Source organism: Chlorobaculum sp. MV4-Y (genome assembly GCF_025244685.1).
GTDB lineage: Bacteria > Bacteroidota > Chlorobiia > Chlorobiales > Chlorobiaceae > Chlorobaculum.
Genome location: NZ_CP104202.1, coordinates 2,098,068 through 2,122,123, shown reverse-complemented (window position 1 = coordinate 2,122,123; position 24,056 = coordinate 2,098,068). Strand labels below are relative to the sequence as shown.

General features: G+C 57.9%; 21 protein-coding genes. 15 read left to right on the top strand and 6 right to left on the bottom strand.

Features of this window, described 5'->3' with window-relative positions; all coding sequences use genetic code 11:
• Positions 1–148 precede the first annotated feature (148 nt).
• Positions 149–1,465 carry a peptidylprolyl isomerase gene (locus NY406_RS10545; RefSeq protein ID WP_260534243.1) on the top strand — a complete coding sequence of 439 codons (1,317 nt, stop codon included), beginning with the start codon at positions 149–151 and terminating at the stop codon, positions 1,463–1,465.
• Here NY406_RS10545 and gyrB read toward each other — a convergent pair.
• The 3 genes from gyrB to NY406_RS10530 all read right to left on the bottom strand — a co-directional run bounded on the left by gyrB (position 1,454) and on the right by NY406_RS10530 (position 4,488).
• Positions 1,454–3,397, bottom strand: a complete 1,944-nt coding sequence (gene gyrB, locus NY406_RS10540; protein ID WP_260534241.1) for a DNA topoisomerase (ATP-hydrolyzing) subunit B — start codon at positions 3,395–3,397, stop codon at positions 1,454–1,456. The genes NY406_RS10545 and gyrB overlap by 12 nt on opposite strands.
• Positions 3,398–3,468: 71 nt before the next feature.
• The gene (locus NY406_RS10535) at positions 3,469–3,858 is read right to left on the bottom strand and encodes a YraN family protein (RefSeq protein WP_260534239.1); all 390 of its coding nucleotides are present in this window, start codon (positions 3,856–3,858) and stop codon (positions 3,469–3,471) included.
• Positions 3,859–3,870: 12 nt separating this feature from the next.
• Positions 3,871–4,488, bottom strand: a complete 618-nt coding sequence (locus tag NY406_RS10530; RefSeq protein ID WP_260534238.1) for a ribonuclease HII — start codon at positions 4,486–4,488, stop codon at positions 3,871–3,873.
• A 264-nt stretch (positions 4,489–4,752) separates the two neighbouring features.
• Between NY406_RS10530 and NY406_RS10525 the strand changes: the two genes are divergently transcribed.
• The 3 genes from NY406_RS10525 to NY406_RS10515 are packed head-to-tail and all read left to right on the top strand — an operon-like array spanning position 4,753 to position 9,036.
• Positions 4,753–6,435, top strand: a complete 1,683-nt coding sequence (locus tag NY406_RS10525) for an Rne/Rng family ribonuclease (RefSeq protein ID WP_260534237.1) — start codon at positions 4,753–4,755, stop codon at positions 6,433–6,435.
• A gap of 19 nt (positions 6,436–6,454) precedes the next feature.
• Positions 6,455–7,315 carry a 2,3,4,5-tetrahydropyridine-2,6-dicarboxylate N-succinyltransferase gene (locus tag NY406_RS10520; protein ID WP_260534236.1) on the top strand — a complete coding sequence of 287 codons (861 nt, stop codon included), beginning with the start codon at positions 6,455–6,457 and terminating at the stop codon, positions 7,313–7,315.
• Positions 7,312–9,036 (top strand): S41 family peptidase, encoded by a 1,725-nt coding sequence (locus tag NY406_RS10515; protein ID WP_260534234.1) that lies wholly within the window; start codon positions 7,312–7,314, stop codon positions 9,034–9,036. Before NY406_RS10520 ends, NY406_RS10515 begins: the two co-directional genes overlap by 4 nt.
• 12 nt (positions 9,037–9,048) lie before the next feature.
• On the opposite strand, the gene NY406_RS10510 is transcribed toward NY406_RS10515, so the two are convergent.
• From NY406_RS10510 to NY406_RS10500, 3 genes are all read right to left on the bottom strand, one after another.
• On the bottom strand, positions 9,049–9,747 hold the full coding sequence (locus NY406_RS10510) for a DUF3593 domain-containing protein (RefSeq protein ID WP_260534232.1): 699 nt from the start codon (positions 9,745–9,747) through the stop codon (positions 9,049–9,051).
• On the bottom strand, positions 9,747–10,898 hold the full coding sequence (locus NY406_RS10505) for a geranylgeranyl diphosphate reductase (protein ID WP_260534230.1): 1,152 nt from the start codon (positions 10,896–10,898) through the stop codon (positions 9,747–9,749). Before NY406_RS10505 ends, NY406_RS10510 begins: the two co-directional genes overlap by 1 nt.
• 112 nt (positions 10,899–11,010) lie before the next feature.
• Positions 11,011–12,480, bottom strand: coding sequence for a glycine--tRNA ligase (locus NY406_RS10500; protein WP_260534228.1), 1,470 nt, complete (start codon positions 12,478–12,480; stop codon positions 11,011–11,013).
• 386 nt (positions 12,481–12,866) lie between these two features.
• Here NY406_RS10500 and NY406_RS10495 point away from each other — a divergent pair, with 386 nt between their 5' ends.
• The 11 genes from NY406_RS10495 to dsrO all read left to right on the top strand — a co-directional run bounded on the left by NY406_RS10495 (position 12,867) and on the right by dsrO (position 24,049).
• Positions 12,867–14,276: a cobyrinate a,c-diamide synthase gene (locus NY406_RS10495; protein ID WP_260534226.1), complete on the top strand. Its 1,410-nt coding sequence runs from the start codon at positions 12,867–12,869 to the stop codon at positions 14,274–14,276.
• Positions 14,277–14,653: 377 nt separating this feature from the next.
• Positions 14,654–14,989, top strand: a complete 336-nt coding sequence (locus NY406_RS10490; RefSeq protein ID WP_260533130.1) for a TusE/DsrC/DsvC family sulfur relay protein — start codon at positions 14,654–14,656, stop codon at positions 14,987–14,989.
• A gap of 93 nt (positions 14,990–15,082) precedes the next feature.
• Positions 15,083–16,333, top strand: a complete 1,251-nt coding sequence (dsrA, locus tag NY406_RS10485) for a dissimilatory-type sulfite reductase subunit alpha (protein ID WP_260533128.1) — start codon at positions 15,083–15,085, stop codon at positions 16,331–16,333.
• Positions 16,334–16,441: 108 nt separating this feature from the next.
• Positions 16,442–17,521: a dissimilatory-type sulfite reductase subunit beta gene (gene dsrB / locus NY406_RS10480; RefSeq protein ID WP_260533126.1), complete on the top strand. Its 1,080-nt coding sequence runs from the start codon at positions 16,442–16,444 to the stop codon at positions 17,519–17,521.
• 24 nt (positions 17,522–17,545) lie between these two features.
• Positions 17,546–19,279, top strand: a complete 1,734-nt coding sequence (locus tag NY406_RS10475; protein WP_260533124.1) for an NAD(P)-binding protein — start codon at positions 17,546–17,548, stop codon at positions 19,277–19,279.
• Positions 19,280–19,316: 37 nt separating this feature from the next.
• Positions 19,317–19,679, top strand: a complete 363-nt coding sequence (locus NY406_RS10470) for a hypothetical protein (protein ID WP_260534224.1) — start codon at positions 19,317–19,319, stop codon at positions 19,677–19,679.
• Between the two features lie 90 nt (positions 19,680–19,769).
• Positions 19,770–20,210: an RsbRD N-terminal domain-containing protein gene (locus tag NY406_RS10465; RefSeq protein WP_260534222.1), complete on the top strand. Its 441-nt coding sequence runs from the start codon at positions 19,770–19,772 to the stop codon at positions 20,208–20,210.
• The gene (gene dsrM / locus NY406_RS10460) at positions 20,207–21,202 is read left to right on the top strand and encodes a sulfate reduction electron transfer complex DsrMKJOP subunit DsrM (protein WP_260534220.1); all 996 of its coding nucleotides are present in this window, start codon (positions 20,207–20,209) and stop codon (positions 21,200–21,202) included. The genes NY406_RS10465 and dsrM overlap by 4 nt, the downstream gene beginning before the upstream one ends.
• A gap of 6 nt (positions 21,203–21,208) precedes the next feature.
• Complete coding sequence (gene dsrK / locus NY406_RS10455; RefSeq protein ID WP_260534218.1) at positions 21,209–22,861, top strand: sulfate reduction electron transfer complex DsrMKJOP subunit DsrK; 1,653 nt, start codon at positions 21,209–21,211, stop codon at positions 22,859–22,861.
• Positions 22,854–23,276, top strand: a complete 423-nt coding sequence (dsrJ, locus tag NY406_RS10450) for a sulfate reduction electron transfer complex DsrMKJOP subunit DsrJ (protein ID WP_260534216.1) — start codon at positions 22,854–22,856, stop codon at positions 23,274–23,276. Before dsrK ends, dsrJ begins: the two co-directional genes overlap by 8 nt.
• Positions 23,273–24,049 (top strand): sulfate reduction electron transfer complex DsrMKJOP subunit DsrO, encoded by a 777-nt coding sequence (gene dsrO, locus NY406_RS10445; RefSeq protein ID WP_260534214.1) that lies wholly within the window; start codon positions 23,273–23,275, stop codon positions 24,047–24,049. Before dsrJ ends, dsrO begins: the two co-directional genes overlap by 4 nt.
• Positions 24,050–24,056: the final 7 nt, after the last annotated feature.

Sequence of the window (24,056 nt, the reverse complement as noted above, 5' to 3'; positions counted from 1 at the left end):
CAGCTTAATTGACCCTTGCGGCTCGCTTGGCTGCGAGGTCAAGGGTTTCCGGCGAACGGATTGCGTCGTTGTGCCGGATCATCACGATGGACAAGTGTTTCCCGGTTACGTCACGGAACCTGTCCCCACCAGAAAACTCCTGAGCTTTATGAAAAAAGTATTGTTTGCTGTGCTTGCCGCCTTGATGATCGTCATGAACGGTTTTGCCGATGCCGCCGCATCGACTGGCCTTGACCGAATCGTGGCTATTGTGGGTAACGAAATCATTCTCGCTTCGGATGTCAACGAGCAGGAGTTGATGTTGCGTCTTCAGTATCCCGATGCTAAAAACGATCCCCAGCTCAGGAAGAAAATTCTGGAGAATATGGTTACCCAGAAAATCATCCTGACCAAGGCGAAGATCGATACGGTCAAGGTCGATGAGAAGAGCGTCGAAGAGCAGGCAGCCGTGCGTTACAATTCGCTTCGCGCTGGCTTCCCATCAGTGCAGGCGATGGAGTCGCGATTCGGCCTGCCGGTTAATCGCCTGAAGCAGAATATTCGCGACGACATCAGGGATCAGCAGATGATCGAGGCTTTCCGGAGGAAACACTTCCGCGAGGTGAAGGTTTCGTACGATGAGACGATGGCCTTCTACAATCAGGAAAAGGGGAAGTTGCCCGAAGCGCCTGAGACGGTTTCTGTTTCACAGATCATCAAAATGCCTGTCGTCTCTGAAGCCGCAAAGCAGGCTGCACTCGATAAAATCAAGGCGGTTCAGCAGCAGCTTGAAGCGGGGGGAAGCTTTGCTACCCTTGCCCGTGAATATTCCGACGATCCGGGCTCAAGGGAAAAAGGGGGTGACCTGGGCTTCACCCGGAAAGGTGAGCTGGTCCAGAGTTTCGAGGACGCGGCATCCGCGCTCAAACCGGGGCAGATTTCTGGCATTGTCGAAACCCGTTTTGGCTATCATATCATTCAGCTGATCGAAAAGAATGGCAATCGCATTCACGCCAGGCATATTCTCGCTCTGTTCGATCAGAGCAAAACGGATATTCCCGCAACCATTGCGCTGCTGAAATCCATCAGGGAGGATATTCTTTTCGGTAAGGCAACATTCGCCGAAATGGCTAAAAAGTATTCCGACGATCCTGTCTCGGCGACGAATGGCGGGCTGATCACATCCGGCTCAGGGAGTCCGGATATCGAGGTTCCATCGCTCAGACCCGATCTTCAGAAAATCATTGCCGGATTGAAAAACAAGGGAGCTATCAGTCAGCCCGAGAAGATCGAGCCGGAGAAGGGTGCGCCGTTCTATGCCCTGTTTATGCTCAATTCAAGGGAACCCGCGCACGTCCTGACTCCAGAGCACGATTTTGCCCGGATCGAAGAGCTTGCCATGAATCGGAAGAGTCAGGAGCTTTTCAACGCCTGGATAGAGAAGCTGAAAAAAGAGGTGGTAGTGCAGGTTATGTCAGACATCTAAGCGTCTGACATAACGGGCATTCTTCTCGATAAAGTCTCGGCGGGGTTCGACCTTGTCACCCATGAGGGTTGAAAAGACCTGGTCGGCCTCCATGGCGTTTTCCACCGTTACCTGCAACAGTGATCGGTGATCCGGGTCCATCGTGGTGCTCCAGAGCTGCTCGGGGTTCATTTCACCGAGACCTTTGTAGCGCTGGATGGAGACGTTGGCTTTGCCTTTCTGAAGCTTTTTCATCTGCTCGGTAATACTTGCCCGCTCGTCCTCGTCCCATGCGTACTGCTGCTCTCGGCCTGACTTCACGAGATAGAGTGGCGGCTGGGCGATGAACACCTTGCCCGCCTCGATGAGCGAACGCATGTAGCGGAAGAAGAAGGTCAGCAAAAGCGTGCGGATGTGCGCGCCGTCAACGTCGGCGTCAGTCATGATGATGATCTTGCCGTAGCGCAGTTTTTCGGGCGAGAACTCCTCCTCGCCAATGCTGGTGCCGAGCGCGAGGATGATCGTCTTGATCTCCTCGTTTTCGAGCATCTTGTGCAGCCGCGCCTTTTCGACGTTCAGGATTTTACCCTTCAGCGGCAAGATCGCCTGGAAGCTGCGGTCGCGGCCCTGCTTGGCGCTGCCGCCTGCCGAGTCACCCTCGACGATGTACAGCTCGCAGTGGTCAGGATCATTGATCGAGCAGTCGGCCAGCTTGCCGGGCAGTCCCGAGCTTTCGAGCACCGACTTGCGGCGGGTCAGCTCCTTGGCCTTGCGGGCCGCCTCGCGCGAAATAGCAGCGCCCTTCACCTTTTCGATGATGAGCTTCAGCGTGCCTGGATTGCTTTCGGCGAACTCGGCAAGCTGCTCGTTGACGATGGTCTCGACGATGCTTTGCGTTTCGGAGTTGCCGAGCTTGGTCTTGGTCTGCCCCTCGAACTGCGGTTCGGGCACCTTGACCGAAATGACCGCCGTCAGTCCCTCCTTGAAGTCGTCGCCGGTCAAGGTGATCTTGACGTTCTTCAGCAGGTCATTCTTCTGCGCGTAGGCATTGAGCGTGCGGGTCAGTGCCTTGCGGAAGCCGGTGACGTGCGTACCGCCCTCGTGCGTGTTGATGTTGTTGACGTAGCTGAAGACGTTCTCCTGATAGGAGTCATTGTACTGCAAGGCGATCTCGACCATCGTCGCATCGCGCTCACCTGAAAGGAAGATCGGTTCCTTGAGCAGGCTCAGGCGGTTCGAGTCGGTGAAACGCACGAACTCTTTCAGGCCGCCTTCGTAGTGGAAGGTCTCTTCGTTGCCCTCGGCGTCCTGCACGATGATGCGCAGGTTGCTGTTCAGGAACGCCAGCTCCCTCATGCGGTCGAGAATGATATCCTTGCGGAACTCGGTGATCTTGAAGATTTCGTGGTCAGGTTTGAAGGTAACCTTCGTGCCGCGCTGGTCAGTCGTGCCAACCTCCGCGACATCGCCCTGCGGCACGCCGCGCCGGTAGGTCTGCCGGAAAATCTTGCCATTGCGGTAAACCTCCACCTCGCACCACTCCGACAGGGCGTTGACCACTGAGGCGCCCACGCCGTGCAAGCCGCCGGAGACCTTGTAGGCTCCCTTGTCGAACTTGCCGCCCGCGCCGATGACCGTCATGACCAGTTCGAGCGCCGACTTCTTCTTGACCGGATGAATATCGACCGGAATGCCTCGACCGTGGTCGGTAACCGTCACCGAGCCGTCCGGGTTCATCGCCACATGGATGTAGTCGTTGTAGCCGGCGAGCGTTTCGTCGATGGAGTTGTCAACGATTTCGTAAACCAGATGGTGCAAGCCGCGGCTGTGAATGTCGCCGATGTACATGGCCGGACGTTTGCGGACATGCTCGATACCGTCGAGCACCTGAATATTGGTGGCGCCATATTCGGTTGAAGCGTTCTGCGCGGTCTGGATATCGGTTTCTTGCATGGGATCGTCGTGCGTGATGAATCAGTAAAAACTTTGATCTGAAAGATAAAAAAATCCGCTGATATGCTATTTCAGCCCTTGTCACCAATCATGAAGGCGGCCTTGATGTGTTCGATCTCGTACTTCCGGATAGAGCGCTCGTCGATGCTGAGCGCGAGCACGGCGATGACGTCGAAACGGCAGGTGATCCAGGGGTTGTCGAGGCTCGCCAGATAGCCGGCGGCGGCGCGCGCGATCTCTTTCTGCTTGCCCGTCGTTACCGATTCGGCTGGATGACCTTTGCCCAGCGTTGCCCTGGTTTTAACCTCAACGAAGCAGAGTACCTCGCCATCGAAGGCGATGATGTCGATCTCGTTGCGATGAAATCGGTAGTTGCGGGCGACAATGCGGTAGCCTTTTGCGGCCAGATGTCTTGCGGCAATTTTTTCTCCTTCAGCGCCGAGCCATTGAGGTGCATTCATGACGGCAGTTCCTTACTTTTCTCCCAGTTTGCGAAGCTTGAAGCTTTTGCGGTGAATGGCGCAGCGGCCATGCCGGGCAATCGCCTCCACGTGCCGGGCGGTCGGGTAGCCGAAATGAACCTCGAAGCCGTACTCCGGGAACTCTGAAGCGCAGGCGGCCATCAGCTCATCACGGTGGGTCTTGGCCAGCACAGAGGCGGCAGCGATAGAGAAGACCTTCGAGTCGCCCTTGACGACGGTCTGGTACGGAATCGGCAGCACGGGTCTGAAGCGGTTACCGTCCACCATCAGGAACTCCGGCGTTGAGTCGAGTGAGTCGACCGCGAGATTCATTGCGAGCATCGTGGCCTGCAAGATGTTGATCCGGTCGATGGTCTCCGCATCCACTGCAGCTACCGCCCAACTTTCTGCGGCCTCCCGAATGGCTGGTGCGAGTGCCTTGCGCAGCTCGGGGGTCAGTTTTTTCGAGTCATCGAGCTTTGCGAGAATGCCCGATGGCTGGTAATGGCGCGGAAACACCACCGCCGCCGCAACCACCGGCCCGGCCAGTGGCCCGCGTCCCGCCTCGTCGATGCCGCAGACCTGCGACAGGCTTTTCCAGAGCGGGGATTCAAAGTCGGTTGAAAGCATGGTGGGGGTCATGGTTAGCGGCAGACTCTTCTTCAAGGTGCGAAAATCCGGGAACCCGACAAAAATGTTCTCTGAATGGGCAACGTACCAAGACGTGAAGTGTTATATTTATAAACAAATCTTTTTTGAAAAGAGCGGTTCGCTGCTGACTTGAGCAAACCGGAAAGAATTTATCAGAGGGCGCCTTCCCCCGGCAGGCCAGGTTTTCTGTAAGCCCGGCAGGTCGCTTTGTGGGTCGGGCCGTCCATAACCGTGAGTTATTGCATGAAGAAGAATGTGAAGAAACAGCTCCTGATGAACAAGACCGGAGATGAAATCCAGGTTGCGCTCGTCGAGGAGGGGCGGCTTGCTGAGTTGATTATCGAGCGCCCCGAAAGTATGAGAAGCATCGGCGATATTTATCTGGGCCGGGTGCACAAGGTGGTTGAGGGACTGAAGGCGGCCTTCGTCGATATTGGTCAGAAGTCCGACGGCTTCCTCCACTTTTCGGACGTTGGCACCACCAGCGAAGATTACCGCGCACTCGTCGAGGATGACGAGGATGACGAGAACGGCGGCGACGAGGATGATGATGAAAACGAAGGCGATGATAACGCCGCAGCGCCCGCGCCGCAGCGGGAGGCGGCCCGGCCGACCGGACAGCAGAAGAGCGAGCAGCGGCAACAGTCGTCCGGTGACGCCGCCGAGCGGCGTCAGTCCTACACCCAGATGATCGCCCAGAAGCTCAAGACCAACGACTCGATTCTGGTGCAGGTCATCAAGGAGCCGATCGGTACCAAGGGTTCGCGCCTCACCTCCGATATCACCATTGCTGGACGCTTCATGGTGCTGCTTCCCTTCGGCGGCGGTCAGATTGCCGTTTCGCGCCGCGTGGTGTCGCGCAAGGAGCGGGGTCGCCTCAAAAAGCTCGTCCGCTCGATGCTGCCCGAAGGTTTCGGCGCGATCATCCGCACGGTGGCCGAAGATCAGGATGAATCACTCCTGAAGCAGGATCTCGAAAAGCTTCTCGCCAAGTGGACGCAGATCGAGGAGAAGTTGCAGGATGCCCAGCCTCCGCAGCTCATCTTCAAGGAGGATACCATCATTTCGAGCGTGCTGCGTGATTCGCTCACCACGGATGTGACCGAAATCGTGGCCAACTCGAAATCGATTTATACCGAGACGCTCAACTATATCCAGTGGGCTGCGCCCGACATGGTCAAGAACGTTTCGCTCTACGAGGGCAAGCTGCCGCTTTTCGAGGGTTACGGCATCGCCAAGGATGTGGAGTCGATCTTTTCGCGCAAGGTGTGGCTCAAGTCGGGAGGCTACATCATCATCGAGCACACCGAGGCGATGGTGGTTGTGGACGTCAACAGCGGGCGTTACGCCGCCAAGCGCGAACAGGAGGAGAACTCACTCAAGACCAACCTCGAGGCTGCCCGCGAGGTCGTGCGCCAGCTCAGGCTGCGCGACATTGGTGGCATCATCGTGGTGGACTTCATCGACATGATCGATGCGAAAAACTCCAAAAAGGTCTACGATGCCATGAAAACCGAGCTGCGTAACGACCGCGCCAAGTCAAACATTCTGCCGCTTTCCGACTTTGGTATCATGCAGATCACCCGCGAGCGCATCCGCCCGAGCCTCATGCAGCGCATGGGTGACCAGTGCCCCGCCTGCGGCGGCACCGGCGTGGTGCAGGCGCGCTTTACCACCATTAACCAGGTCGAACGCTGGCTCCGCAAGTTTGCGCTTCAGCAGAAGGTGCCGTTCCAGCAGCTCGACCTGCATGTCAGTCCGACCGTGCTCGAACCGATGCGCAACAGCGATATGAAAACCGAGATGAAGTGGTTCCTGCAACATCTGGTTTTCGTCAGGATCAAGTCCGACGAAAGCCTGCGCAGCGACGATTTCCGCTTCTACAACCGGAAGACGGGTGCTGACATCACCGCCGAGTTTAACTGAAAAAGAGAACCACAGCCCAATGGAACAGTATCAGCAGATCAAGGAGCAGATAATTGCATTTTCTTCACTGAGCGCCGATCAGCTCAAGGCCGATGCTCAGGTCAAGTCGGTGTTTGCCGAATTCAAGGTCCTGCTCAATGAGGGCAAAATTCGTGCAGCCGAACCTTCGGGTGACGGATGGATGGTTAACCAGTGGGTCAAGCAGGGCATCCTCGTCGGTATGAGGCTCGGCGTGCTGCTTGAAAGCCATGTCGATCTCGGTAAGCTCGGCAGCTTCTCCTTCATCGACAAGGATACTTACCCGCTTCGAGAGTTCACCTCGGCAGAGGGCGTCCGCATCGTGCCCGGCGGCTCGTCGGTGCGCGATGGCGCGTATCTGGCTCCGTCGGTAGTAATGATGCCGCCATCGTACGTCAACGTCGGCGGTTACGTCGATGAAGGCTCGATGATCGACTCGCACGCGCTGGTCGGTAGCTGCGCCCAGATCGGCAAGAAGGTGCACCTTTCCGCTGCCGTGCAGATTGGCGGCGTGCTCGAACCGGTTGGTGCGATGCCGGTCATCGTCGAGGACGAGGTGATGGTTGGCGGCAACTGCGGCATCTACGAAGGCACCATCGTCAAGAAGCGCGCCGTGATCGGTACTGGCGTCATCCTTAACGGCTCCACGCCGGTCTACGATCTGGTCAACGGAACGGTGCTGCGCAAGAGCACCGACGGGCCGCTCGTCATTCCCGAAGGCGCGGTCGTTGTCGCCGGTTCCCGCCAGGTGAAGGGCGAGTTCGCCGCCGAACACGGCCTGTCGATCTACACGCCGCTGATCGTCAAGTACCGCGACGAGCGCACCGACAGCGCCATAGCTCTCGAAAGCGCGCTCAGATGAGCTGGTTCACAACTCAGCGCTACTCCGGTCTTTGCCGTGATTTTGGCCGCAGGTGGCGGCGCGTTGCGACGATCTCCTCTGCCATCACGCTGATCTGCGCGCAGCCACTGTTTGCCGTTCCGGCTGCCAAGCCGAACGAAGATTTCTTTTCCATCACCAGAAGCATTGATCTTCTCGGGGATGTGTACAAGAATGTGTCGCAAAACTATGTTGATCCTATCGATGTGAGTGAGTTCATGTATTCGGGGATCGACGGGATGCTTGGCCAGCTTGATCCGTACACGGCACTTCTCGATGAGGAGCAGTCCGGCGAGCTCGACGAGATCACCAGCGGTCAGTATGCCGGCATCGGCGTTACCCTCGGCATTTTTTCCGGCGATCTTTTCATTATCTCGGTTATCGACGGCCAGCCCGCTGCGAAAGCGGGGTTAAAGGTCGGCGACCAGATCATCGCCATCGATGGTGCCAAGGTGAGCAAGAAGCCTATCGATGAAGTCAGGAGCACGATTAAAGGCTCTCCCGGAACGAACATCAGGCTTTCGATCAAAAGAGACGGCCAGGGGCCGTTGACGGTCATTTCCCTTGTGAGAGGCGAGGTCAGGGTCAGTTCCGTGCCTTTTTTCGGCCTGTTCGGTTCGTCGGGTTATGTGCAGATGAACAGTTTCAGTGAACATTCAAGGGAAGAACTGAGCGCGGCGATCCGGGCGATCCGGCAAGAGGCCGCGAAAAACCGGGTCACGCTGAACGGCATCGTTCTGGATCTTCGAGGCAATCCAGGTGGGTTGCTCACCTCGGCGGTCGACGTGGCGGGTCTCTTTGTCGAAAAAAACAGCCGGATCGTTTCCACCAGAGGCCGGGCCGCCGACAGCGAGCAGGTCTATGTCACCAAAACCGATCCCCAGGAGTCAAAGCTTCCTCTGGTGGTGATGATCGACGGCGACAGCGCCTCGGCTTCGGAAATCGTGTCGGGCGCCATTCAGGAGCTTGATCGCGGCGTTATTCTCGGTGAAAACTCTTTTGGCAAGGGGCTGGTACAGTCGATCATCAACCTGCCTTATGACCACATTCTCAAACTGACGACGGCCAAATATTATACGCCTTCGGGCCGTCTCATCCAGAAGCCGACACCCCGTGAGAAGTCGGCCCGCAAAGTGCTGCTCTCCAACGGCGATGCCGACTCCACGAAAGTCTACTACACCAGCAATAAGCGCAAGGTTTACGGCGGCGGCGGTATCCGTCCGGATGTGACTGTCAAGGCCGACTCTCTCTCTGAATATCAGAGCTCGCTGGAAAAATCGGGGCTGTTTTTCAGATATGCATCTCGTTTTCACCGAAAACATCCGGAATTTCCGTTGCAGCGCTTGTCCGCCGAACCGGTGTACGAGGAGTTTAGCCGCTTTCTTGAAAAAGAGGATTTTGCCTTCCGGTCGGATGCGCAAAAAAAGCTCGACAGTATGAAACAGCTTGTTCAGAAGGAGGGTGGGGCGGACAAGGCACTTGCCGGCCAGCTTGACGCTCTCGACAAGGCGCTCGCAGCATTGACCCGGCGGAACATCTCGCGGGATTCACTTCGTATCACCGCTGCACTTCGGCGGGAAATCATGCGTCATTACGACGAGCGGGCGGCGCTGCGCAAGTCGGTTGAGGATGATTCTGTCGCCGCAAAAGCGTTTGCGCTGCTCGCCGATCCGGAACGCTACCAGAAGCTGCTCAAGCCGTAGGCGCGAAGAAGCTCAACCCCTGAGTCGCTGTTCGGCGAGCTTTCGCTTTTTGTGGATGCCGATGACGATCATCAGGTTGCTGACGCTCAAAAGGCTCTCGGCAAAGCCGTGCAGGAGGTCGTCGTGCGAAAGCGACTGGTAGCCAAGCACATGTATGGCGATGTACATGCAGACGACCGTCACCGAAATGAAGACCAGCACGAACCAGAATCCCGCCACCGTCAGCCCCGAGAACACCTCGGGGTCTTTTTTTCGCACCTTCAGCAGCAGCACCAGAAAGGTCAGATAGACGATGCTCGACACCTGCAAAACGGCGTCGAACCAGGAGCTGCCCATCATGAACGAGTAGGGTGTCGAACCTCCAGCCACCAGCATCACGCCGCCGAAGAGCGAGCCCATCCAGGCTTTTGCAGGTTTTGCTTCCCGCTTCTCGTCCCCCTTCAGAATCTTCAGGGTCGCGTAGAGCAGCGCGATGCTGCCTACCAGATTGATCACCTCGGAGAGTTCGAGGAGCCGCATGATGGCGTCGCCCGAAAGGTGGTAGAGGAGTACGAACCAGCTCCCGATCCAGTGCGGCAGCATGAAGAGCGCAAAACGCCGCACGTCTTTCCGCCCGATGAATTGCCCGTAGCGGTAGAGCATGACGAGCGCCACGCCCCATTCAAGCGACGAGGAGAGATGGATCAGCCAGTTCAGTGGAGAGAGCAGCATTACGACCCCTTCGCCAAATGATAGACGTTTTTGGCCATGATCTTCATCTGCACGCTCCACGGCGCGGGCACCATTTTTTTGTAGAGGTACGAGTCGAAGGTGATGCCCTGCACATCCTTGTCGCGGCAGATCGCCACGAAGCTCTCGCGCAGGCGGTCGCTCTTGTAGTAGACCGACTGGAGCACCTGCAGGCCGAAGAAGATAGGCGAGTAAAGCTTGCGGAACTCCTTTTCGTACGACGAGAGCGGCGTTTTGTTGCGGATGCGTTCGATCATCGCCAGAGCGCCGAGCTTGCCGGAGCGCATGGCAAAAAAGATGCCCTCGCCGTTGGCCGGGGTCACCAGGCCCGCAGCGTCGCCGACGAGAATGGCGCGCTCCTGCGTAAAGGAGCGGCGCGGCTTCATCGGAATCTTCGCGGCCTCGTTGAGGTAAGGCTTTTCGGTGATGCCGATTTTCTCGACGAAGCGGTGCTGCAACTGCTTGATGTCGTGGCGATGCTCCTCGGTGCCGGTGCCGATGGCGATGTGGTCGATTTTCGGGAAGATCCAGCCGTAGAAATCGGGGGAGACCTCGCCGTCGAACCAGATCTCCACCAGCTCCTCGTAGGGCTTCAGCTCGTCGCAGTAGCGGAAACGCTGCTGCATGGCGATCACCTTCAGGTCGTTCGGCGGAAAGCCAAGCTCGTCGGCGGTTTTGGAGTTTGCGCCGTCCGCGCCGATAACGTAAGAAGCCTCAACCGGCGGCAGCTCCTGGCCCTCCTTGTTGAAGAGATGGATCGTGAAGCGGTCAACCGAGCGGTCGATCTTTTTTACCAGCGCCTCGACCAGTTCCGCGCCAGCCTTCTGCGCCTTTTCGCGAAGGTAGCGATCGAAGCGCTCGCGGCGCACCATGCCGACGTAGCCATTCGGCATGTGCATGAAGATGGTCTCGCCCTTGGGTGAGCGCACGCTCATGCGGGTGAGCTTCTTCTCGACCAGCTCGTCGGGAATCTGGAACTCCTCGATCAGGCCGAGTGGAATCGCGCCTCCGCACGGCTTGACGTTGGCAAGATTGCGTTCGATGAGGATGGTCGAGTGGCCAGCCTTGGCCAGAATCTCAGCGGCGGCAGCGCCTGACGGGCCTCCTCCTATGATTGCGACATCGTATAACATTTCTTCGACTTGTTAGTCCAGATAAGGCTCTTGATAATTGCCCCGGACTTTAGTCCGGGGTCATGGATCAAAAAATAATTCAGGGCTTTAGCCCAATCTTTTTTTTGAGCTCTTAAATCAGTTTGGTCGCCAGGAACTCAGCGGCTTTCGACATGTCAAGCCGCTCCTGCGCGGCCGTGTCGCGGTAGCGCACGGTGATGGTTCCGTTCTCCAGCGTGTCGTGATCGACCGTGAAGCAGAACGGCGTACCGATCTCGTCCTGACGGCGGTAGCGCTTGCCGATCGACGCGGCGTCGTCGTACTGCACCATGAAGTGCTCCGACAGATCGCGGCAGAGCTGGGCGGCTTTTTCACCCATCTCGCCTTTCTTCATCAGCGGCAGCACGGCGGCCTTCACCGGCGCAACCTTCGGCGCGAGCTTGAGCATCACACGCGGCTCGCCATCGACCACGTCCTCCTGATAGGCGTCCGACAGGAGCGCCAGGAAGGTGCGGTCGCAGCCCGACGAGGTCTCGACGACGTAAGGGATGTAGCGCTCGTTGGTGGTCTGGTCGATATACTCCATGCTCTTGCCGGAGTACTGCTGATGCTGGGTCAGGTCGAAATCGGTGCGCGAGTGGATGCCCTCGATCTCCTCAGTGCCGAACGGAAACTCGAACTTGATGTCGTAGGCCAGGTCGGCGTAGTGGGCCAGCTTGTCGTGCTTGTACCAGTGCAGCTTTTCCTTCGTCATGCCGAGCGTTTCGGAGTACCAGCGGAAGCGCTCCTCGCGCCACGCCTCGAACGCTTTGAGCTGCGTGCCGGGCTTGACGAAATACTGCATCTCCATCTGCTCGAACTCCACCATGCGGAAGATGAAGTTGCCCTTGACGATTTCATTGCGGAACGCCTTACCGATCTGCGCGATGCCGAACGGCACCTTCATGCGCGCCGCCTCGCGGACGTTGTGGAAGTTCACGAAAATGCCCTGCGCCGTCTCAGGGCGCAGATAGACCACGCCGCCAGAACCGGCGATCGCGCCCATGTTGCACTGGAACATCAGGTTGAACTGGCGCACCTCCGTCCAGTCCGCCGAGCCGGTATCGGGAGCCTTGATGCCCGATTCGATAATGATATTGTACAGTGTTCGGTTCGGATCTTCGGTGCCCTCCGCGGCCTCGTATGCCACCTTGATGGCAGCCGCCTCGGCCTCTTTGCCCTCGCGGTGAAGCTTCTCGATATGGTTCTCGATCAGGTGATCGGCGCGGTAGCGGCGCTTGGTGGTCTTGTCGTCGATCAGCGGATCGTTGAAGCTCGCCACATGGCCCGAAGCCTCCCAAACGGTCGGATTCATCATGATCGACGCGTCGATCCCCACGATATTCTGATGGCGGCGCGTCATCGCGTTCCACCACAAATCCTTGATATTCTTTTTCATCTCGCTACCGAGCGGGCCGTAATCGAAGCACGACGACAGGCCGCCGTAAATCTCCGACGACGGAAAAATGAAGCCGCGCCGCTTGGCCAGCGAAACCAGCTTGCTCATCACTTTATCGGGCGACAGACTCTGCATCTGCACCCGCGACTGATCGGAATTGCTCATCGTTTGATCTGAGAGTTTGAAAAATTCGGAGTCACCCACCCAAGGGCCGGCGTACAAACCGCAAATATAACAAATGAAGGGGATTTAACGTGCCGAGTGAGGACGTGAGGTGTTTGTGAGAAAACGGGATGCTGTCTTAACGGCAAGATTTCGTTGATGATTGCTCTGTGGGCATTTGTGCAGATTTGCGTATAAACGTGCATCTGACTTGATTGGTGTTTTTGCTTTTTGTTTGCGTATAGTCGTTTCAGGACATTGTTATTTAAATTTGCTGCTTAATAGCTTATAAATAGCTTCTGCATTGTAGGGCATGACTTTGTTCTGTGGAGCAGAGTCAAGAAAAAATGATTCTATTAAACCTGCCGACCAGGTAAGGAGTTGCTGATTTGGCTTTGATTTCGATTCCGAGGCTCGTGATTTCGGCTTCGTGGAAGAGTGCCGGTAAGACCACGGTGAGCTTGGGCTTGCTTCGGCTTCTGGCTGAAAAGGGACTGCCCTTGGTGAGCTTCAAGAAAGGGCCGGACTATATCGATCCGATGTGGCACCGCGTCGCGAGCGGCGGCGAGTGCTACAATCTCGACACTTGGATGATGGGCGAAGCGGCCTGCCGCAGCACTTTCGTCCGGGCCTGCGCCCAGAGGCCGGGAAGCATCGCCCTGATCGAGGGCAACCACGGGCTGCATGACGGCATGGAAATGGCCGGTTCGGACAGCACCGCCGGGCTGGCCGCGCTGCTCGACGCGCCAGTATTGCTCGTGATCGACAGCCGCCGGATGAATCGTGGCGTGGCCGCGCAGGTGCTCGGTCTTAAGGCGATGCCGCCGAAGGTCAACATCTCCGGGGTGATCCTGAACCATGTCGCCAGCGCGCGGCAGGAGTCCAAGCAGCGCACGGCTATCGAAACCTTCTGCAATGTGCCGGTGCTTGGCGCGATTCCCGCTGACTCGTCGCTGATGCTGCCCGAACGCCATCTCGGTCTCGTGACCGTCGGCGAGGCTTCTGATGCCGAAGCGTTCATCCGCATCGCCGCGCAGCAGGTCGAGCGCCACTGCGATGTTGATGCTATCCGCAAGCTTTTTGACCGTGCCTCGCCGTTGCCGGTACTGGATACAGCCGAAGTTTCAGTTCCGAAGAAAAGCCCGACAGCAAAAATCGGGGTTTTTCGAAACGCCGCGTTCTGCTTTTACTACCCCGACAACCTCGATGCCCTGCGTGAGGCCGGGACGGAGTTGGTGTTCATCGATACGTTTAAAACGGATTCACTTCCAGAGATCGATGGCCTGTATCTCGGTGGCGGTTTTCCGGAATCTTTTTTCCGTGAATTGAGTGCCAATGCCGTTCTCCTGCGCGACGTGCGCGAGCGGATCGAGGCGGGAATGCCCGCGTGGGCCGAGTGCGGCGGACTGATCTACTTGTGCCGCAGTGCGACGTGGGAGGGTAGGCAATGGCCTCTCGCGGGCGTGCTTCCGATTGATATCGTCTATCAGCGAAAGCCCGCCGGGTGCGGCTATCTGGAACTCGAAAGCCGCGCCGGTTCTGGATGGTTTTCGGTGGGCGAGCGGGTCAGGGCGCATGAGTTTCACTATTCAAAACCAGCGGCTGGTAATGTTGATCTCGCCTGCCAGTTCGATGTGGCGAAAGGCTTCGGGCTGACCGGGTGCGAGGATGGTTTGCTTTACCGGAACCTGTTCGCTTCGTACGCCCATTTCCATGCGGTGGCAAACCCCGGATGGGCGGAGCGTTTTGTCGGGCTTGCGTTGAAATTCAAGGAGCAGGGATGGCTGGAGAGAGACTGAAATTACCCTTTTGCCGGAGGCCTAATTTTTTCGGAAAGCTTGATTCATTCATGATATTTTGCTAACTACATCGTTCAGTGGTTTAAAGGGCACCGTAGTCGACCACCTGAAAATTCCTTCCGTTTTTTCAAATATCACTCCTTGTGAATTCCGGGCTTTCTGATTGAGTGCTGTCATCGGATTCGCAGCTTTCTGTCAGACTGTTTATGGCCGAACAGGCCGAACAAAGAAAACGTCCTGATCTGTTGAAAAATTGAAATGATTATGTTAACTACATAACTGCATATCGATATTGCTTGTGGGCTGGCGGGGCGCGATACATGACCGTCGTCTACACTCATTTTCAACATTATATCTCACTTTAAAGGAGAATCATTATGGCAATTGAAGTCAATGGCATGAGCGTCGAGACGGACGAGAACGGTTATTTGGTGAATCTGGATGACTGGACGGAAGAGGTAGCGGTAAAGATCGCTGAAGGTGAGGATATCACGATGGAAGAGGGGCACTGGGATCTGGTGAAGTTTCTGAGGAACTACTACAAGGAGTACCAGATTGCGCCAGCCGTGAAGGTGCTGACCAAGGCGGTAGCCACCGAGAAGGGGATGGATAAGAAAGAGGCCTCAGAGTTCCTGTACGCGATGTTCCCGAAAGGCCCGGCGTTGCAGGCCTGCAAGATTGCCGGCCTTCCCAAGCCGACCGGCTGCGTCTGAGTCGCGGCGCTTGATGCAAACCCACAACGAAATTGACGGGCGCACCGGAGCGTGCGCCGGTCACCAAAGTATCTGAGAACCAAAGGAGGCAACATGAGTGCTAACGACAGCGCTGTGAACGAGTCGTGCCATTGCGGCGGGTGCGGATCATCGGTCAACGGCAAGTTCCTGAACGAAACGCCGATGCTCGACCAGCTTGAAAGCGGACCGTGGCCGAGCTTCATCTCGGGCTTCAAGGAGCTTGCGGAGCGGACAGAGAAGCCGATGCTTCGTGGCGTGCTGGACCAGCTCGAATATTCCTACAAAACGAAGATGGGCTACTGGAAAGGCGGTCTCGTCACGGTGGACGGCTACGGCGCCGGCATCATCACGCGCTACTCGATGATTAAAGACAAGTTCCCCGAAGCGGCCGAATTCCACACGATGCGCATCCAGCCGGCTCCGGGCCTGCACTACAACACGGCGATGTTGCGCGAACTGTGCGACATCTGGGAGAAATACGGCAGCGGCATCATCACCCTGCACGGTCAGACGGGCGACATCATGCTGCAGGGCATCGAGCAGGACAAGGTGCAGGCGTGCTTCGACGAGCTGAACCAGAAGGGGTGGGATCTCGGCGGCGCAGGCGCCGGCATGCGCACCGGCGTGTCGTGCATCGGGCCAGGCCGCTGCGACAACGCCTGCTACGACAACCTCAAGCTGCACCTCGACGCGCTCAAACACTTCTCTCCGCAGGTGCACCGCCCCGAATGGAACTACAAGCTGAAATTCAAATTCTCCGCCTGCCCGAACGACTGCACCAACGCCATCATGCGCTCCGACCTGGCCGTCATTGGCACGTGGCGTGACGCGATCCAGATCGACCACGACGAGGTGAAAGCGTGGATCGCCGAAAAGGGCGTCGATGCTCTGGTCAACAACGTCATCAACCACTGCCCGACCAAAGCGATCCGGCTGCAGGACGGCGACATCGACATCTCGACGCGCGACTGCGTGCGCTGCATGCACTGCATCAACGCCATGTCCAAAGCGCTCTCGCCCGGCAAGGAAAAGGGCATCGCGCTTTTGATGGGCGGCAAGAACACGCTGAAAGTCGGTGTCAACATGGGCTCGCTCATCGTGCCGTTCATGAAGATGGAGACGGACGAAGACCGTGAAGCCTTCATCGAACTGATCGAAGAGATCATCGACTGGTGGGACGACGCCGGCCTCGACCACGAGCGCATCGGCGAAACCATTGAGCGCGTGGGTCTGAAACAGTTCCTCGACGGCGTCGGCATCGAGTACGACATCAACCAGATCTCGCGCCCGAGGGACAACCCGTATTTCAAAGCCAAGTACTGAGAGCCGCCTTTCTGGACAGCACCAGAGACGCTACGAAACAACAGCACAAACTCAGCCGTACCGGCTCCCGCGAAAGGAGCCGGTGCGCATCAACCTACAGGAACGAGCATGAGCAGTCAGGAAAGAACCTGGAAGACCATAGAGTCGGGTCCGCACACCTACGAAGAGGCGCTGCATCCGGTGGTCAGGAAAAACTACGGCAAGTGGAAATACCATGAAATTCCGAAGCCGGGCGTCTTGAAGCACGTAGCCGAGAGCGGTGACATCATCTGGACCGTCCGCGCGGGCACGCCTCGCCAGGACACCGTCGACAAGGTGCGCCAGCTCTGCGACATCGCCGACAAATACAGCGACGGCTTCCTTCGCTTCACGGTGCGCAACAACGTCGAATTCCTGACGCCGAACGAGGGCAACATCGAACCGATGATCCAGGAACTCGAATCGCTCGGCTTTCCGGTCGGCGGCACCGGCATGTGCGTCTCGGCGGTCTCGCACACCCAGGGCTGGCTGCACTGCGACATTCCGGCCACCGACGCCTCGGGCGTGGTGAAGTCGATGATGGACACGGTTTACAACGAATTCAAGGACATGCAGATGCCCAACAAGGTGCGTCTTTCGACTTCGTGCTGCTCGATCAACTGCGGCGGCCAGGCCGACATCGCGGTCGTCGTCAAGCACACCCGCCCGCCGCGCATCAACCACGACCACCTCGTCAAGACCTGCGAGCTTCCCAAAGCGGTCGCCCGCTGCCCGGTTGCAGCCATCCGCCCGACGGTCGTCGACGGCAAAAAGACGCTCATGGTTGACGAAGCCAAGTGCATCTGCTGCGGCGCGTGCTTCGGCGCCTGCCCGGCCATGGAGATCAACCACCCCGAGCACTCCAAGTTCGCCGTCTGGGTCGGCGGCAAAAACAGCAACGCCCGAAGCAAGCCCTCGACGATGAGCCTCGTCGCGCACAACCTGCCGAACAACCCGCCACGCTGGCCGGAAGTGACCGACGTGGTTGGCCGCATCCTGACGGCCTACAAAGCCGGAGGCCGTCCGTGGGAGCGCATCGGCGAATGGATCAACCGGATCGGCTGGAAACGGTTCTTCGAAGAGACCGGCCTCAAGTTCGACGACAACATGATCGACAGCTACCGTCACGCCCGAACCACCTTCAACCAGTCGGCGCACATCCGTTTTTAAGCTGAAAAGCAAAGGAGCAACCTCATGAATGCAGAATCAAACCCGATTCTCGATTTTGCGACAGAGTATGTCTTTCCTGCCTTCAGCGAACTGACAGGGACCGACAAGATCGTCGCCTTCGGGGATCACAGCCATAAATGCCCGATCTACGTCAAGCAGACGCCGCCGTGCACCGCCGAGTGCCCGGCAGGCGAAGACATCCGGGCCATCAACCGGTATCTGAACGGCACCGATCCGTCGGACGACCCGCTGAAATCGGCCTGGGAAACGGCGACCGACACCAACCCGTTCCCGGCGGTGATGGGCCGCATCTGCCCGCACCCGTGCCAGAGCAAATGCAATCGCGGCGTGCACGACGAAAGCGTAGCCATCAACGCCATCGAGCAGGTGCTCGGCAACTATGGCATCGAACATAATCTGAAACTCAAAGGCCCCGGCGCTGACACCGGCAAACGCGTTGCCATCATCGGCGGCGGCCCGGCAGGCCTGTCGGCAGCCTACCAGCTTCGCCGCAAAGGCCACGCCGTCACCATCTACGACGCCAACGAAAAGCTCGGCGGCATGGTGCTCTACGGCATCATGGGCTACCGCGTGGATCGCAAGGTGCTCGAAGCCGAAATCGGCCGTATCATCGAGCTCGGCGTCGAGACGAAGATGGGGGTCACCATCGGCAAAGACATCACCCTCGAACAGCTCGAAGCTGACTACGACGCGGTCTTCATCGCCGTCGGTGCGCAGAAGGGAAGAGGTCTGCCCGTGCCCGGCTTCGACGGCACGCCCGGTGCCACCAACGCCATCGACTTTCTGAAAAGCTACGAAGTGCTGGGCGACGACATCCCGGTTGGCAAGAAGGTAGTGGTCATCGGCGACGGTAACGTCGCCATGGACGTCGCCAGACTTGCGCTGCGTCTCGGCTCGCAAGCCACCATCATCTCCGGCGTACCGCGCGAAGAGATGGCCTGCTTCGAGAACGAATTCGACGACGCGAACAGAGAGGGCACGACGATGCACTTCCTCACCGGCACGACAGCGGTGCTCGGCGGAGCGTCGGGCGTCACCGGCCTGCGCTGCACGAAGATGGTCAAAAAAGAAAAAGGCGAGGAAGGCTGGAACTCACCGATCCCGTTCCTGCGCTACAAGCCCAATGGCGAAACCTTCGAGATCGAAGCGGACATGGTGGTTGCAGCCATCGGCCAGGCGACCGACCTGTCGGGTCTCGGCAGCGCGGCGAGCGGCCCGTGGCTCAAGGTTGACCGCAACTTCCGCATCCCCGGACGCGACAAACTCTTCGGCGGCGGCGACGCCCTGAAGGTCGATCTCATCACCACGGCAGTCGGCCACGGCCGCAAAGCCGCCTACGCCATCGACGCCTTCCTGAAAGGCGAACCGATGCCCGAGACGCCGTACCGCGAGATCACCAAACCGCACAAGCAGGACCTGCTCTACTTTCTGCACACCCCGCAGGCCAAACGCACGAGCATCGAGCCGGAGGTGGTGGTAGGCAACCACGACGAACTGCTCGAAGCCTTGACGCACGAACAGGCGCTCACGGAATCGAAGCGCTGCATGAGCTGCGGGTTCTGCTTCGACTGCAAGCAGTGCGTCTCGTTCTGCCCGCAGGAGGCCATCACCCGCTTCCGCGACAACCCGGCAGGCGAAAAAGTCTACACCGATTACTCGAAATGCGTCGGCTGCCACCTCTGCTCTCTGGTCTGCCCCTGCGGTTACATCCAGATGGGCATGGGCGACGGACTGTGAGATGGCTGGATTCGTAACCTGAAAAGACCGAAACACTATGATGGACGATATGATCCAGATGGTCGAGAAGGCCATCGAAACCTCTTCGCACTGGCAGGACACCGGTTGGCCGGTTGCCTTTGGCAATCGCCAGGTCGAGGTCAGCAACCTGAAAGCTGCCGAGGCTTTGCCCCGGAACGCCGTGTATCGTGATGAGGCAATCAACTACTGGCGTCAGGCCCGTCTGACGGGCGAGGATACCGCCGCCGCTGGCAAGAAGGCGCTCGAAGCGCTGAAAAAAGGCGATATCTGCGGAGCTTATGACGCGTTATACCTTTGCCAGTATCTCGAAATACCGTTCGAGGCTGAGGCCAAGACCTGGCGTCCGGTTTACGATGCCTTCATGGCCAAATGTGCCTGACCTCGTTTTCGGGAAGCGCTTCAAGTACGCCGGTCTTTTGCCGGCTGGCGGACTGTTTTTGAATGTAACAACCTCTTATTCTGCAATCTTATGACGAGAGCGTGGGAACAGATAGTTAAAGAGAACCGGAAAGCCCTGCTCGAGCGCTGGACCTCATCGGTCGTGGCAATGCTGCCTGGCGGAATGAGCCACGGTTCACTGGTCGCTGCGGCGATTGCCGAGGAGCTGGATGCTCTGCTCGATGCCGTGACGGATCGCGCCATGCAGGCTGCCGAGCCGATCATGCGTATTACCCGGATTCTTGCCGTCCAGGATATTCCACCATCAAAATCCCTGTCGATTTTGTTTATGCTTAAGGGGATGATCGAAGAGCTTCCGGTCGAATGCGATCATCCGTGCCGCGATCGTCTCGAAGAGCTTACCCTGCAAGCTTTTGACAGCTACATGAAGCACCGGGAGACTATCTGCCAGATCAAATATGACGAGGGCCGCCGGAAAATGCACATGGCGCTCAGGAGGGCTGAAGCATGAAGAAAGTGCTGAAACCGCTGATTGCGGTGATCGTGCTGGCGCTGATTCCCTATATCGGCATCACCTTCGGCAAGCTCGACTACGTTTTCGCCATCGTTATCCCTTATGCTGCTGCGGCCATTCTCGTGCTCGGTATGCTTTTCCGGCTGGTGGACTGGATACGGAGGCCGGTTCCCTTCAATATTCCGACCACCTGCGGTCAGGAGCAGTCGCTCGACTGGGTCAAGACCAACCCACTGGAAAGCCCGTCGAATCCCTTCATGGCTGCGATGCGGGTGCTCTCCGAAGTCTTCCTGTTCCGGTCGCTGTTCCGCAACACCAAGGCCGAGCTGTATGGCGGCCCGAAGCTCGTCTATGGTTCGTACAAATGGCTCTGGCTTGGCGGCCTCGCGTTCCACTGGTCGATGCTCATCATCGTCATCCGCCACGCGCGCTTTTTCCTTGATACCCTGCCCTTGCCGATCGAGCTGCTTGAAACTGCGGATCGCTTTCTCGATGTGACCGTGCCGGCATTCTACATCACAGACGCCATAGCGCTTGCTGCTATCACATTCCTGGTGCTGCGCCGCCTGTCGGACGAAAAGATGCGGATTCTGTCTCTTTCAACAGACTATTTCCCGCTGTTCCTGTTCGGCGCTATCGCCATTGTCGGCATCAGCATGCGCTACGTGACCAAAGTCAACGTTATGCCGGTCAAAGCGTTGGCCATTACGCTGGCTCACTTCGGTTTCGACGCGCCCGAGCCGATCGGCGCGCTGTTCTACGTTCACCTGTTCCTGGTCTGCGTGCTGCTCGCCTACATTCCGTTCAGCAAGCTGGTGCACATGGGCGGCATTTTCCTCAGCCCGACGCGCAACCTGCCGAACAACAGCCGCGCCAGGCGTCATGTCAACCCCTGGAATCCCGACATCAAGTTCAGGACCTATGCCGAATACGAGGACGAGTTCCGCGAAAAAATGAAGAAGGCAGGTCTTCCGGTCGAAAAGCAATAATCAATTATGTCCAATAAATACGCCCTCAAACCGGACGAACTCAAAAAAGAGTTCGAACAAAAGAAGCCGCGCCTCCTCAAGGGGGATCTGGCTGGCAAGGATTGGTGGGACCTGCCGGTGGAGTTCCGTGACGGCAACTGGTGTTTTCCTGCCAAGCCGGAAGTGCTCGATGAGCTGCACTTCGCCAATCCCAGGAAATGGGCTGCCACCGACAAGGACTGGCAGCTTCCCGCAGGATGGGAGAAGACCATCCGCGACGGCATGAAGGATCGCCTGAAGCGGTTCCGCTCGTTCAAGGTGTTTATGGATAGCTGCGTACGCTGCGGTGCCTGCGCCGACAAGTGCCACTTTTTCCTCGGCACTGGCGATCCGAAGAACATGCCGGTGCTGCGCGCCGAGCTTGTCCGTTCGGTCTATCGCAACGACTTCACCACCTTCGCGAAGATTCTGAAGAACTTTTCGGGATCGAGAACGCTCACACAGGATGTGATCAAAGAGTGGCACATGTATTTCCATCAGTGTACCGAGTGCCGCCGCTGTTCGGTTTTCTGCCCGATGGGTATCGATACCGCCGAGATCACCATGATGGTGCGCGAGCTGCTCAACCTGATCGGCGTGAACAACAACTGGATTCTCGCGCCGGTGGCCAACTGCAACCGCACGGGCAACCATCTCGGCATCGAGCCGCACACCTTCAAGCAGAACATCATGTCGATGGTGGACGACATCGAAGACCTCACCGGGGTGCGGGTCAATCCCACCTTCAACCGCAAGGGGGCGGAGATTCTCTTCATCACGCCGTCGGGCGACGTGTTCGGCGATCCCGGCGTCTACACGATGATGGGCTATCTGCTGCTGTTCCATCACATCGGCCTCGACTACACCATCAGCACCTACGCTTCGGAGGGGGGAAACTTCGGTATGTTCACCTCGAACGAGATGATGAAGAAGATCAACGCCAAGATGTACCACGAGGCCAAGCGCCTCGGGGTGAAATGGATTCTCGGCGGCGAGTGCGGCCACATGTGGCGCGTGGTGCATCAGTACATGAACACCATGAACGGTCCGGCCGATTTCCTCAAGGAGCCGGTTTCGCCAATCACCGGCACGAAGTTCACCAACGCGAAGGCCACCAAGATGGTGCATATCGTCGAGTTTACGGCTGACCTCATCAAGCACGGCAAGCTCAAGCTCGATCCGAAACGCAACGACCATCTTCGCGCCACCTTCCACGATTCGTGCAATGTGGCTCGCGGCATGGGCATGTTCGAGGAGCCCCGCTATGTGCTCAACAAGGTGTGCAACGTTTTCCACGAAATGCCCGAGAACACCATCAGGGAGCAGACCTTCTGCTGCGGATCGGGCAGCGGCCTGAACGCCGAGGAGTTCATGGACACCCGCATGAGAGGCGGCTTTCCGAGAGCGAGCGCCGTAGCGCACGTGCGCGAGAAGCACAAGGTCGATTCGCTGGTTACCATCTGCGCCATCGACCGCGCGAGCCTTCCGGCGCTGATGCGCTACTGGAATCCGGGCGTAACGGTCTACGGCCTGCACGAGCTGGTTGGCAACGCCCTCATCATGGATGGAGAAAAGAAAAGAACCGAAGACCTGAGAGAGAACCCTATGGCCGGATTCGAGGAGGATGACGACGATGAATAAGTTCAGTCAGTTTCTGGTCGCCCTCGCCGCAGGTTTGACCGTCTTCGTGGCGGCATGGTTCTTCATCCAGGCCAGTCATCACGGCTCGCATCCGGCAATCGCCGCCGATGCCGCCTCGCCTGCCGTAGCGCTGCCCGCCAAAGGCGCGCCGGTGGACAGCTCGAAGTGCATCCTGCCGACCGACTACATGCGGGCGCACCACATGCAGATTCTCAACAAGTGGCGTCATGACTCGGTGCGCGAAGGGAACCGCACCTTCGTCAATCCAGAGGGAGAGCACTTCGACAAAAGTCTCAACACTTGTCTCGGATGCCACGGTTCAAATCCAATGTTCTGTTTTATGTGTCACGAGTATGCCAATGTCAAGCCGACATGCTGGAACTGTCACTTGTCGCCGATGGAGGTGCCGCAATGAGTCAAAATCGCAGAGAATTTCTGAAGAAGGCAGGGCTTGGCGCTCTTGCCGGCCTTGGCGCCGCCGCGGGTCTGTTCCCGGCGTTCGCGCTCGAACAGACCGATATGTCGAATTTTACCGACAAGCCCGTGCCGGGCAAGGTTCGCTGGGGAATGCTGGTCGATACACGCAAGTGTCTCGGCAACTGCACCGAGTGCATCGTCCGGTGCCACCATGACCACAACGTGCCGGATTTCGGCCATACGAAGAACGAGGTCAAGTGGATATGGAAGAGCGGCTATGAAAATGCTTTCCCATCCGCCAGCAAGCAGTTTCAGAATCCCGACGTGCTGGAGCGCAAGGTACTGACGCTCTGCAACCACTGCTCCGAGCCGCCCTGCACCAAGGCGTGCCCGACCGAAGCGACCTTCAAGCGCTGGGACGGCATTGTGTCGATCGACTACCATCGCTGCATCGGCTGCCGCTTCTGCATGGCCGCCTGTCCGTACGGATCGCGCAGCTTCAACTGGCTGGATCCGCGTCCGAATATCAAGGAGCTGAGCAACACCTATCCGACGCGAATGCGCGGCGTTGTCGAGAAGTGCAACTTCTGCTCGGAGCGGCTCGTCAAGAACGAGCTTCCGGCCTGCGTCGATTCGTGTCCCGAAAAGGCGCTCATCTTCGGCGACCTGAACAAGCCCGATTCGGAGATTCGCGAGCTGCTCGCCGCAAACGAAACCATGCAGCGCAAGCCGGAACTCGGCACGCTGCCGTCAGTCTTTTACATCATCTAACCATAAG